The sequence below is a fragment of the Flavobacterium procerum genome (genome assembly GCF_042431625.1).
Lineage (GTDB): Bacteria > Bacteroidota > Bacteroidia > Flavobacteriales > Flavobacteriaceae > Flavobacterium > Flavobacterium procerum.
In genome coordinates this window covers 148749-161735 of sequence record NZ_JBHLYW010000029.1, presented here as the reverse complement: position 1 = coordinate 161735, position 12987 = coordinate 148749, and the positions used below count along the sequence as shown (strand labels likewise).

Below are 12987 nucleotides of genomic sequence, written 5' to 3'. Positions count from 1 at the left end.
CTCCATTCCGAATCAAATCGAAATGGAGTCTTAATTACAACTTAAACTATATTATTCCGCTTTAAGCACAAATCCTATATTGTCAATAGAGAATGTATTTTCTACACCATCTCCTTTATCATTTGTGGTTCTGTTTTGAAATGAGATATTTTGAACACGATCCGTATTGGTCAGAACCGACCATGGAAGATAAAACACTTTCCACTCTGTAGTTACATCCAAAATCGGCGGGTTATTTTCCCAATTACCATTAAATATAAAACCTATTTTACCTGGAACTTTTGCTTTAATCGCCAAACGCAATCCTGAAAAAGGAGTAAGCTGATCATACCAAGACCAATCACTTTGCAGATTGCCCCATGCATCCATCTTTTTCTCAATATGCGTTAATCCTTGTTCTGCTGTGCCGTTAGTCACAAAATTAAAATTGTTCCAAGAAGGGAAAGTTAATCCATAATAAGAAACATCATCAAATATTGCCGTTCCGATTGCGTAACCCGAATTGGTTTCTCCAGATAAATTCGCTACGCTTAAATATCTCAAATCTGCATTTTCTGGAACTTTGATTACAATTTTCTCTAAAGTTGAAGAAACTACAGTAACTGGAACAGCAGGCAGCGTTTTAGTTTTAGCCAATGTCACTACAGGATTCAAAAAGTATTTACCTGTAATAGTTATTTCCTGTCCAGCTGTTGCATTAACTGGATAAAATTGCGAAACTGTAGGCACAGGCGGCGCGATGACAAAATCAAATTCAGCTGTACCATTTTCTGTTACTACTTTAAGTTTATTTGACGCATTTGCATAAGGCGTATTCTCGTCAATCAATATTACGATATCAGTGTCAGTTACAAATGAAGGCTGAAAATAACTTTCGTAATCATTAAAATAGACCTTTGTTGTTGTCAGTAATCCTTTTCCATGAATAATATAATAGTTTTTAGGATACCCGATAGTCACAGGTTCAAACGGTTTAAGGCTTCCATCGGTTTCGTAACCTGATGGCTTTACAGACTCAATAGCAGGTGCACCCGAACTCGACGAAGTACTATCATCACTCGAACACGAACTGATGAGTATCAAAGACAATACCCACATTATGCAAACTGCTAACGAAACAATTCTTATCTTTTTCATATTATAATTTTTTAAAAATTATTTAAAAGTATATGGTACTACTTCCTTCAATTTTGGGTTCTTAATTAAATCATCTGCAGGATAAGGCAGCAAAAGGTTGGTTGCAGAAATTGTGATATGTTTTTCAACTTCTCTGTTTCCTCTGTTTTGCGCTTCCAATATTGCTTTCGCTTTCGCGAAAGGAAGGCGACCTAAATCAAAATAATAATCTCCCTCGCAAGCCAATTCTGCACGTCTTTCTTTAAAAATATCATCAAAAGAGATAGAAGCTTTTTCAGGAACACCCGCTCTTCTTCTTACAGCATTAAAAGATGCCAAGGCTGCAGGATTTGTAGTGCTTCCTGACTGAGAACCTAAAACTGCTTCTGCATGAATCAGCAGCAATTCTGCATAACGCATCATATAGCTGTTCATACTGCTTTCTCCGTTAAACTGAGGATTAAAAGGTCCTGTAATTGGCAGATTTTCTTTTCCGATTACATATTTTTTCAATCCTGCGCCTGATTTTTGCGCTTCGTATTTGATATCAAAAGTATAACCCAAAATAAGTTTAGCATTGACCTCAAGTGTTTCAGCGTAAGTTAGATTAGGATAATAATCTCCCGGCAACATAAAGGTTTCTATTCTACGCTTATCATTTTGTTCATAGACATTATGAATCAAATCCTGAGAAGGTGCAATCTGACCAGAATAAGTTGTTTCTACCAATCTGTTTTCTGGAGCAAATAAGGTATTCGAAAAATTACCATCAAAATAAGTCCCCGCACCATTCCATTGCCATGAAAAGATAGATTCTTCGTTATTATTATTTTTTTGCAACCATAAATCAGCGAAAGATTTAGTTGGCAACGCATCTCCTCCCAACAACTTAAACTCACCGCTATTAATAACTTCCTGAGCCAATGCTCTCGCTAAATCATATTTCTTCTGATACAAATAAACTTTAGCCAGAAGCGCTTTTGCAGACCCGCTCGAAACGTGTGCGTTTGCTGCATAATCTGAACCTCTATTTTTAGTTCTCAAATTTTCGATGGCAAATTTCAAATCGTTTTCAATAAACTTATAGACATCTTCAGTCGGGTTGCTTGGTATTACAAAGTTTAAAGAATAATCGCTGTTATCTTCTATGATTGGCACATTTCCCCAAAGTCTTACCAAAAAGAAATAAGAAAAAGCTCTGATAAAATGGGCCTCTCCTAAAGCATTATTCAATGCTACTTTACTCACATTTGGCCCAACACTGTTTGGAAGACTGTTGATATAAGCATTTGAATTTGCGACAGCTCCGAAGCATGACCTCCAGGCATCAGAAACAAATGCCTGTGAATTTGTAAAACTCAAATCTGTAAATTTTCCAAAATCATTATAAACATCCGCATACATATTTCCAGAAATCACATCTGTAATTCCGTAAAATGCAGATTTATTCATATTAAACCAAACAAGACCGTATAATCCGTTGGCAGCATTATCGAGTTTAACATCAGAATCGTAATAGTTTCCTATTGTCGGCGCAGCTTCTGCAGGCACATCAAGAAAATCCTGAGAACAAGAAGATGAGACCAACATTAGTACTGCTAAACTAAAAACACCACTTCTTTTTATTATATTTTTCATATTAATTCGTATTAAAATTCAACATTAAAACCAAAAGTGATTTGTCTTGGAACAGGATAACGGCCGTTATCGACACCTGTTAATAATGCATCCTGATTGTAAGCACCTACTTCAGGATCATATCCTTTGTATTTGGTAAACGTAAATAAGTTTTGCCCTGAAGCGTACAATCTTAATCTTGATAATTTTATTTTTGAAATGATATCAGACGGAAGAGAATATCCTAAAGTAACATTCTGGATTCTTAAATATGATCCATCTTCAATAATACGAGTTGAAACTGCATTATTAATATCATCATAAGTTGAAGGTCTTGGCAGAGAACCATTAGTATTAGACGCTGAATAAAAATCTGATGCTTCAGTCAAATAGTTCGTTCCTAAATTACTGTTCAAGGTACCTGATAAGCGGGTTAAGTTCATCAATTTGTTACCAGCACTTCCTTGCAAGAAAATAGACAAGTCTACATTTTTGTATTTAAAGTTATTGGTAAATCCGTAAGTAAATTTCGGGTTCGGATTACCAATAGCCTTAATATCATTCTGATCAATAACACCATCGTTATTCTGGTCTTTATAAATTACATCTCCTTTTTGGAAATTCGGCATCAAAGAGTTTGTTCCGTTTTTCAAAATCACTCTATTTCCAGATCCGTCTGTGTGACCGTATGTAAGCAAGTCTGCATCAGTTCTGTAAATTCCCAATGCCTCATATCCAGCAAAAGAACCAATTGGCAAACCTTCTACCGTTCTAGAAACCGTTACTGTATTATAAGCAAGAGTTCCCATTGTTTTAACAATATTTAGTCCAGCCATATTGGTAACCTCATTTACATATCTGGTAAAATTCAAATTAGCATTCCATGAAAAATTCTCTGTGAATTTCTCCGTATAACCAAGCGTCACCTCGATACCCTTGTTTTTCATGCTTCCAAGGTTATAATAAGGAGGATTTACACCACCTTCATAATCGCCGCCTCCTGAAAGAAAGTTTGGAAGTGGCACCTGATACAAGAAATCCTTAGAAACTTTTTGGTACAAATCTACCGAAGCAGTCAGTTTAGAACTAAACATAGTAAAATCTAAACCTAAATTAGTTTGAGTCTGAGTTTCCCATTTCAAATTTTGATTTGCCGTATTAGAAGGCAAATAAGAAGTTCCCATCGAACTGTTTACAACATGCAGATTTGACTCATATAAATTATTACCAATCTGATTGTTACCTGTCTGCCCCCAACCTGCTCTTATTTTGATATTATCAACATACTTGCGAGTACTTTCCATAAAAGTCTCGTTAGAAAGCTTCCACGAACCGCTTACAGAACTGAAAACCCCCCATTTGTTGCCAACATAAAATTTAGAAGACCCATCTGTTCTTATAGAAGCTGCAATTCCATATTTATCAGCATAATCATAAACCGCACGTCCAAGATAAGAAGCCAAAGTCTGCGTACCAGAATACACTCCGCTAGTTACTGCTTTTGTCAAATCAGATGCTGCGAGAGTCTTGTTGTTGTTATCTGTATAGCCTTCTGCAGTTATAGAATAACCTTCCCAATGTGCTCTGTTTGATTCCTGCACTGCTAAAATGGTAAAATTGTGTTTCCCAATTGTATTTCTATAAGTAAGCATGTTTTTTAAGTTCCATGAATTACCTGAAGATGGGTTGTAATACAGGTTTGCGAAACTTTTTACTGCATTACCCAACGAATACATCGGGTCGAATCTCTGTCCTAAATTGTCATAAATATAACCACCTGCTTCAAAACGATATTCCAGACCTTTTAAAATATCTACTTGCGTATAAAAATTTCCAGAATAGTTTTTTCTAACTAAAGCATTTGAACCTAATAAAGAAGTCGCAACCGGATTTACAAATGATGTATTCCCTCCAGAAGGCGGTCCCGCAAAAGCACCCGACAATTCTCTAACAGCAACATCTGGCGTAGCTAGTAACGAAGTCGCTACAACTCCATTAAATTGTCCGTTCAAAGTCAGTTTTTCGTCAGTAATGGCGCCACTTACGTTAACTCCTACTTTTATAAATTTATTGACTTTCGCATCAATATTAGATCTGAAGTTATATCTTTTAAAACCAGATTCGATAACGATACCCTCCTGATTTAAAACACCTCCCGAAATATAATAGGTAATTCCTTCTTTACCGCCAGAAAACGACAACTGGTTTGACGACATAATTCCGGTTTCATAAATCGCATCTTGCCAGTCTGTCCCTTTTCCTAAAACTTCAGGATGGGCAAACTCTGGTCTTTTTGAAGTTGGGTCGTAAACGTCTGCCAATGCATTTTGATGAATTGCATACTGCTGCAAATTCATAGAATGCAGTTTTTTAGGAAGATTACTAATTGAGTAAGAGTTTTCAAAAGACAATTTTCCTGTACCTTTTTTCCCCGATTTAGTCGTTACAATGACTACACCATTTGCACCTCGTGATCCGTAAATAGCTGTTGCAGAAGCATCTTTCAAAATATCAATAGATTCAATATCACTCGGATTGATTAACGCCATTGGACTCTGTGTAATATTACCATTGTTGGAAAAATTAGAATTTCCCTGAGCATTTCTTCCTGAAGTAGACGAATTACGGGCATCTCCCGAAATTGGCACACCATCAATAACATATAATGGTTCATTGGTTCCTGTCAAAGAAGAAACCCCTCTAATTCTCACCGAAACGTTACTTCCCGGCTCCCCAGAGTTACTGTTGACAACAACACCGGCAGCTTTTCCCTGCATCATCTGATCGAAAGATACCACTTTCAAATTCTCAATATCTTTGGAAGCGATACTTGAAATGGCACTATTTACATCTTTTCTTCTCTGAGTTCCGTATCCAATTACCACTACATCTTTCAAATCTTCTGCATTAGATTTCAAGATTACATTAATACTTGTTCTTCCGTCTACTGCAATTCTCTGTGTGGTAAATCCGATAAAAGAAAATGATAAGGTTGCATTTGCAGGAACATCAATAGAATATTTTCCATCAAAATCTGTAGAAGCAGACACTTTAGAACCCGCAACTGAAATATTTGCCCCTGGAATCGATAATCCCTTTTCATCAGATACAGTCCCTGACACTTTTACCTGTGCTGTAATGAAATTACCGGTCAGTAACAAAAATAAAATCAAAGGAACCAGTCTGTGGTTAGCGTTCCAATGAATAAAGTTAGTCATTAGTTTTTTCATAATAAATGTTTGGTTAGTTTAAAAAGTAAGTTTGTAATCTTAAATCATAAAAGGGACATTTTATCTTTAAAATTATTTAACAAATCTATAACAGAAGGAAATATCAAATCGATAATATTATATCATTTAATGATAATATTTTTACTATACCGCCTCAAAAAAACATATATCAAAATAAAACATAGTAAAAATTATATTTTTCACAATAAACACCCCGTAAGAAGCAAAAACTATACACAAATGCTAACAAAATCATAAATATCAAACGATTTCGTTAAAAATAATACATTCAAATGCTAAAAAAGTATCACTACAAAATACGCTTTAGACCAGAAAAATCTTCGCGGTACTGACTAGGAGTACAGTTTTTTGTAGCTTTAAAACTGCGGTTAAAGTTGGCGATATTATTAAACCCTGACTTAAAAGCAACCTCAGAAACACTCATATCTTTTTCTACCAGCCAACGCGCGGCATAACCGATTCTGATATCGTTTATATAATTGACAAAGGTTTTCCCAGTTCTTTTTTTGATAAATCTGTTGAAAGAAATAATAGACATGCTCGCGACACCCGCAACATCTTCAAGTGTTATTTTTTCAGCGAAATGTTTTTGCACATATTCATAAACCAGCTTCATTTTATCGTAATCATCAAAAGTATCATAATCGACTGTATAAGTAGAAAGCAGTCGCTGATTTCGAGAATTTGCCAAATCATATAATAAGGAAGTTATTTCGAGAAAATAATCCATACCATCTAGTTTAGAAAGACTTACAAGTCTTGGCGTAAGCTCTTCTGCAGTTTTTTTAGAAAAAAGAATGCCATGAATAGAACGATTAAACATATCGCGTATCGGATTCATAATCCTTCTCGACAACAACGATTCGTGAAACAAGTCATTATGAAACTGAATCGTAATCTCATGTATTTTCTTGCTCGAACATTTATGAAGTTCCCAACCATGATATAAATTTGGACCAATCAGAACCAATTCTACATTATCGATTTCTTCAATATTATCTCCCACAACACGCTTTACTCCTTTTCCATTCAGAATAAAATTAATTTCAAATTCGGGATGGTAATGCACGGGAAAATCAAAACTGTCTTTTACTCGGTCAAAAACCAAAAAGCTGTCACCCGCTGCTAATGGGGCAATTTCTCTGTAAAAATTCTTAGCATTACTCATCTTGTGTATAATTTTAAGGAAAGGGTTATCTGTTTTTTGTTTGCAATAATATGATATATAATTGATAAAATAATATTAATTACTACATAAACATACATTTATCTTTGAAAAACAGAATTATCGATTACACAAAAAGTAAGTCAATAATAAATATTTATCATTTTTAAACGATTATCTTTTTATAGTTTTAATAATTTTAATCGGAAATTATTAAAAAACCATACAAGCCAAAAAAAGAAGAACTATAACGATTAAAACCCTTTAACAAAAGGCCATGGCCAATTATTAAAAAATGACGAAACAACTTTTAAATTTTATAATTGCAATAACTGCTGTAGGCAATCTTTCGTGTGCCGCAAGCAAGACCAATACAAATTTGTCACTTGCAGATAAAAATGCGACCACAGAAACAAAAGCATTATACAAAAAACTGAATGTGTTAAGCCAAAAAGGTTTTCTTTTTGGGCATCAGGATGATTTGGCTTATGGTGTTAACTGGAAATACGAAAACGGCCGAAGCGATATTAAAGACGTAACCGGAGATTATCCTGCTGTTTACGGTTGGGATATTGCTGGTTTAGAAAAAGACGACCTTAATAATATCGACGGCGTTCCTTTCGAAAAAATGAAACAATATATTATTGAAGCTAATCAGAGAGGCGGCATTTCTACCATCAGCTGGCATTTTGACAATCCAGCAACTGGAAAAAATGCTTGGGACAATACTCCAAATGCTGTAAAGACCATTCTTTCGGGCGGAGAAAATCATAAAAAATATATTTTGTGGCTCGACAAAGCGGCAAATTTCTTTTTGTCTCTAAAAGATAAAAAAGGAAAAAACATTCCAATTCTCTTCAGACCTTTCCATGAACTTACTGGAGGTTGGTTCTGGTGGGGAAAAGGAAACTGCTCGCCTGAAGAATTCAAATCGATATGGAAATTTACGTTTGATTATTTGCAACAAAAAGGAGTTCACAACCTTATATATGTCTATAATACCGGAAGTTTCAACAATCAAGAAGATTTCCTTGTCAATTATCCTGGCGACAACTATGCCGATATTTTAAGTTTTGACATTTACCAGAACAGTAATGATGCAAACGGAAGCAAATTCGTTTCCGAATTTCAGAATCAATTAAAAATTTTGAACGATATTGCTTACCAGAAAAACAAACCTTTTGCAGTTGCAGAAGCTGGTTTCGAAGCTGTTCCCGATTCAAAATGGTGGACCGGAACATTACTCAAAGCAATTGGAGATTATAAAATTTCTTATGTTTTATTATGGAGGAACCACGGCTGGCAGGAAAAAGAACAAAAAATGCATTATTACGCTCCATTTCCAGGACAGGTAAGCGAAAAAGACTTTGTTGATTTTTACCATTTAAAACAGACTTTGTTTGAAAAAGACATTAAAAAATAAAATCCCAATTATATTCAAATTTTAATAAAAAATCGAATGCACGACAAAATTAGCTTAGAAGAAAAAATAGGTTACGGTCTCGGAGATGCAGCCTCTTGTATGTTTTGGAAAATTTTCAGTATGTATCTGCTGTTTTTTTACACCGATGTTTTCGGACTAGCGCCCGCTGTAGTTGGAACCATGTTTTTGATAACTAGAATTTGGGATTCCTGCTTTGATCCAATTGTCGGAATTATGGCTGATCGCACCAAAAGTAAATGGGGAAAATTTAGGCCTTATCTCCTTTGGGTTGCCATACCATTTGCATTAATCGGCGTTTTGACTTTTTACACACCTGATTTTGATGAAAAAGGAAAAATCATTTATGCTTATATAACCTACTCTGCCATGATGATGATTTATTCTCTAATAAATGTACCATATGCTTCACTTCTGGGCGTAATGTCTTCTGACCGAAAAGACCGAAATACGCTTTCTTCTTACCGAATGGTTTTTGCTTTTGGGGGAAGTCTTCTGGCCTTATGGCTAATTGAACCTCTAGTAATTTATTTTGGTGGAGATTTAAGCTCGAAATCCGGCTGGCTTAAAGCAATCGCGATTTTCGGAGTAATAACTACTATCTTTTTCTGGCTTTGCTTTTTTTTCACTAAAGAAAGAGTAAAACCTATCGAGAATGAAAAAAACAATTTAAAAGAAGACCTAAATGATCTTTTAAAAAACAAACCTTGGTGGATATTGCTTGGAGCCGGAATAGGTGCCTTAATTTTTAACTCTATACGAGATGGCGCAGCAGTTTATTATTTTAAATATTATGTTACAAGTGCCATAAATTTTGATGTTTCAATTTACGGAATCCATTTTCAGATGACACCTACATCGCTTTATCTGGTTTTAGGGCAGGCTGCAAATATAATAGGAGTTATCATTGCAACTCCGATTGCCAATAAAATTGGTAAAAAAAACACCTTTTTGGGTGCCATGTTTCTCGCCGCAATCCTAAGTCTGGTTTTTTATTTCTTCGGAAAAGAAGACGTATTACTGATTATGGTTTTTCAGGTTTTAATCAGCATCTGTGCGGGTTGCATATTTCCGTTAATCTGGTCAATGTATGCTGATAGCGCAGATTATTCTGAATGGAAACAAGGCCGAAGAGCTACTGGTTTAGTATTTTCAGCCTCATCTATGTCGCAGAAATTTGGGTGGACGATCGGCGGTGCTGGCGCTGGCTGGCTTTTGGGATATTATGGTTTTCAAGCCAATGTCGAACAGACTGCAGTAACCCTCAATGGAATCCAGTTAATGTTAAGCATACTTCCTGCAATAGCTGCAGTACTATCAGTAATATTCATATTTTTCTACCCTTTGACAGAAGAAAAACTGCAAACCATTGAGCACGACTTAAACATACAAAGAAATCAGATCAATTAATTCATAGACAGAAAATACTATATATGACAACAATAACATCTTCAGCCACTTTTTTAAAACGAAAAACGGCATTAGAAAAAGAACATAAAACACTTATTGAACTTAAAAATGAACCTCAGGAAAATGCTGGGAATGGTATTTTTGAACGTTATAAAAATCCTGTCGTTACTGCGGCTCATGTTCCTTTAAACTGGCGTTTTGACCTTAATGAAGCAACAAATCCGTTTTTGCAGGAAAGAATCGGAGTAAATGCCGCTTTTAATGCTGGTGCGATGAAATGGAATGGAAAATACGTGCTTGCTGTTCGTGTCGAAGGAATCGACCGCAAATCGTTTTTCGCTATAGCGGAAAGTCCAAACGGAATTGACAATTTTAAGTTTTGGGATAAACCTTGCGTGATTCCGCAAACCGAAGATCCGGATACAAATGTTTACGATATGCGTTTAATACATCACGAAGACGGCTGGGTTTATGGAATTTTCTGCACCGAAAGAAAAGATCCAAAGGCACCAAAAGGCGATACGAGTTCGGCTGTCGCCAATGCCGGAATCGTCCGTACAAAAGATTTAGTCAACTGGGAAAGACTTCCTGATTTAATTTCGAACACAGGCCAGCAAAGAAATGTAGTATTACACCCAGAATTCATAAACGGGAAATATGCCTTATACACCCGTCCACAGGATGGTTTTATTGATGTTGGTTCTGGCGGTGGCGTTGGCTTAGGATATGTAGACGATATGACAAATCCTGTTGTTAAAGATGAAAAAATCATTTTTGGAAAGCAATATCATACTATTTACGAATTAAAAAACGGTCTTGGCCCCGCTCCGATAAAAACAACAAAAGGCTGGCTCCATCTTGCACACGGCGTACGTAATACTGCTGCAGGATTGCGTTATACGCTGTATGTATTTATGACCGATTTAAACGATATTTCGAAAGTTATTCATGTTCCTGCCGGACATTTTATGGGACCTGAAGGCATCGAGAGAATTGGTGATGTGTCAAATGTGTTATTCTCAAACGGATGGATTGAAGATGAAGACGGAACTGTTTACATCTATTACGCTTCTTCAGATACCAGAATGCATGTTGCTGTTTCGTCTGTCGAAAAACTGATTGACTATGCATCAAATACGCCTGTCGATACTTTTGTCTCTGCAGGTTCTGTAAATACAATTATTAAACAAATCGAAAAAAATAACGCAATCTAATCGTGTCATTAAAACTAAAGCTTTTAAAATCTGAATTGACCGCAGAACTAGACGAAATCTTAAAATATTGGTCTAAGCATACTGTCGACGAACAAAATGGCGGTTTTATCGGTCAGATAGATTTTGAAGATCATATTATTGCAAATTCAGAAAAAGGTTCGGTCTTAAATGCCCGAATTCTCTGGACGTTCTCTGCCAGTTATCAAACAACTAAAAACGAAAACCACAAAAAACTGGCAAAAAGAGCGTTTGATTTTTTGGCTGACTATTTTTATGACAGTACTTTTGGAGGACTTTTTTGGAGTATCAACACTGATAAAACGCCAAAAGACACCAAAAATCAGATTTATGCACTGGCTTTTGCAATTTATGGACTGTCTGAATATTATGTTATTTCTGAAGATAAAAAAGCACTTGAAATAGCTTTAAACCTGTATTCTAAAATACAAGATTATAGTTATGACCCTGTAAACAAAGGTTATCTAGAAGCTTTTACGAGAGATTGGAAGCCTATCGAAGATCTTCGTCTGAGCGAAAAAGATGCCAACGAGAAGAAAACCATGAATACGCATCTTCATATTATTGAAGCGTATGCTAATTTATTTAAAGTATGGAAAGACAAGACGCTTCAAAACATTATGATTGAGCTTCTTGAAACCATTGAAAAACATTTTATAAATACAGAAACAGGACATTTGAAATTGTTTTTTGATGAAAACTGGAACGAAAAACCAGACATCATTTCATACGGACATGATATCGAAGCTGCTTGGTTATTACAACAGTGTGCTGAGATTTCTGGAGACGAGATATTAATTTCAAATTATAAAAAATATGCGCTTCAGATTACAGAAGCTACAAAAGAAGGTTTTGATTCAGATGGTGGTTTATGGTACGAATTTGACCCTCAAAAAAAAGAGCTGACCGCTGAAAAACATTGGTGGCCACAAGCAGAAGCTCTAATTGGTTTTTATAATGCGTACCAGTTAACTGGAAATGAAGAATATCTGGAAATTGTTTACAAGAACTGGAAATTCATAAAAAAATACATGCTCGACAAACAAAACGGTGAATGGCATTGGGGTATTTATCACGATTATTCTTTGATAAAAAAAGACAAAGCCGGATTTTGGAAATGTCCTTATCATAACAGCCGCGCCTGTTTAGAATTAATGCATCGAATACAAGATTAGTTAGTATTACCTTAAATATAAAATGATTATGAAACAGCTTTTTTTTCTCGGCTTATTATTACTGATTATCCCTACAAATGCGCAAACCAACCTCATCAAAAATGGAGGGTTTGAAAACGAATTTATTGATTGGCGCGGTGAAGAAAGTGCCATGATTTCTCCTTACGAAAAAAAATCAGGAAAAAACGGTGCCAATATTACGCAGTTTGTAGATGCCGAATGGAAAGCTCTTGATCAAATCATTTCGATTCCGAAGAATACTTTTGCCGTTGAATGCTCCGTTTGGATGAAAACAGATGAAGTCAAAACACAAAAAGAAGCTTATAAAGCAGGTGTAGTGATTCTGGAATTTACCGACGCTAGTGAAAAACAAATAAGCACCGAAAATGTTGGCCAAGCAACGAGCAGTACAGATTGGACTCATTATAAAAAGATTATAAAAATTCCTGCCGATGCCAAAAAAATCAGGATTATGCTTGCTTTGGCTCAGACCAGCGGCACTGTATTTTTTGATGATGTAAAACTGGTCGCTCTCACCGAGCAAGAATATTCAAAACTGAATTTGGATTCTAAATAAAAA

At 35.6% G+C, this 12987-nt stretch carries 9 protein-coding genes; 5 read left to right on the top strand and 4 right to left on the bottom strand.

The window, feature by feature from the left end; translation table 11 throughout:
* Window positions 1–51: 51 nt before the first annotated feature.
* From ACFFLS_RS23380 to ACFFLS_RS23365, 4 genes are all read right to left on the bottom strand, one after another.
* The gene (locus ACFFLS_RS23380; protein WP_379682997.1) at window positions 52–1137 is read right to left on the bottom strand and encodes a hypothetical protein; all 1086 of its coding nucleotides are present in this window, start codon (window positions 1135–1137) and stop codon (window positions 52–54) included.
* A gap of 18 nt (window positions 1138–1155) precedes the next feature.
* Complete coding sequence (locus ACFFLS_RS23375; RefSeq protein ID WP_379682998.1) at window positions 1156–2754, bottom strand: RagB/SusD family nutrient uptake outer membrane protein; 1599 nt, start codon at window positions 2752–2754, stop codon at window positions 1156–1158.
* A gap of 11 nt (window positions 2755–2765) precedes the next feature.
* Entirely contained in the window at window positions 2766–5963 is a 3198-nt protein-coding gene (locus tag ACFFLS_RS23370; RefSeq protein WP_379682999.1) for a SusC/RagA family TonB-linked outer membrane protein, read from the bottom strand.
* Between the two features lie 310 nt (window positions 5964–6273).
* A complete protein-coding gene (locus ACFFLS_RS23365; RefSeq protein WP_379683000.1) occupies window positions 6274–7152 on the bottom strand; it encodes a helix-turn-helix domain-containing protein in 879 nt (292 codons plus the stop codon).
* Between the two features lie 292 nt (window positions 7153–7444).
* Between ACFFLS_RS23365 and ACFFLS_RS23360 the strand changes: the two genes are divergently transcribed.
* From ACFFLS_RS23360 to ACFFLS_RS23340, 5 genes are read left to right on the top strand one after another with little or no spacing between them, the layout of a single operon-like run.
* Window positions 7445–8572: a glycoside hydrolase family 26 protein gene (locus tag ACFFLS_RS23360; RefSeq protein ID WP_379683001.1), complete on the top strand. Its 1128-nt coding sequence runs from the start codon at window positions 7445–7447 to the stop codon at window positions 8570–8572.
* A 36-nt stretch (window positions 8573–8608) separates the two neighbouring features.
* Complete coding sequence (locus tag ACFFLS_RS23355) at window positions 8609–10000, top strand: MFS transporter (protein ID WP_379683002.1); 1392 nt, start codon at window positions 8609–8611, stop codon at window positions 9998–10000.
* Between the two features lie 23 nt (window positions 10001–10023).
* Complete coding sequence (locus tag ACFFLS_RS23350) at window positions 10024–11214, top strand: glycoside hydrolase family 130 protein (RefSeq protein WP_379683003.1); 1191 nt, start codon at window positions 10024–10026, stop codon at window positions 11212–11214.
* Between the two features lie 2 nt (window positions 11215–11216).
* Window positions 11217–12407 (top strand): AGE family epimerase/isomerase, encoded by a 1191-nt coding sequence (locus ACFFLS_RS23345; protein WP_379683004.1) that lies wholly within the window; start codon window positions 11217–11219, stop codon window positions 12405–12407.
* A 28-nt stretch (window positions 12408–12435) separates the two neighbouring features.
* Window positions 12436–12984, top strand: a complete 549-nt coding sequence (locus ACFFLS_RS23340) for a carbohydrate binding domain-containing protein (protein ID WP_379683005.1) — start codon at window positions 12436–12438, stop codon at window positions 12982–12984.
* The last annotated feature ends 3 nt before the right edge of the window (window positions 12985–12987 follow it).

Coding starts and splice junctions, on each gene's coding strand:
- ACFFLS_RS23365 (WP_379683000.1), bottom strand. CDS start 7,152: ATGAGTAATGCTAAGAATTTTTACAGAGAAATTGCCCCATTAGCAGCG.
- ACFFLS_RS23375 (WP_379682998.1), bottom strand. CDS start 2,754: ATGAAAAATATAATAAAAAGAAGTGGTGTTTTTAGTTTAGCAGTACTA.
- ACFFLS_RS23380 (WP_379682997.1), bottom strand. CDS start 1,137: ATGAAAAAGATAAGAATTGTTTCGTTAGCAGTTTGCATAATGTGGGTA.
- ACFFLS_RS23355 (WP_379683002.1), top strand. CDS start 8,609: ATGCACGACAAAATTAGCTTAGAAGAAAAAATAGGTTACGGTCTCGGA.
- ACFFLS_RS23370 (WP_379682999.1), bottom strand. CDS start 5,963: ATGAAAAAACTAATGACTAACTTTATTCATTGGAACGCTAACCACAGA.
- ACFFLS_RS23360 (WP_379683001.1), top strand. CDS start 7,445: ATGACGAAACAACTTTTAAATTTTATAATTGCAATAACTGCTGTAGGC.
- ACFFLS_RS23350 (WP_379683003.1), top strand. CDS start 10,024: ATGACAACAATAACATCTTCAGCCACTTTTTTAAAACGAAAAACGGCA.
- ACFFLS_RS23340 (WP_379683005.1), top strand. CDS start 12,436: ATGAAACAGCTTTTTTTTCTCGGCTTATTATTACTGATTATCCCTACA.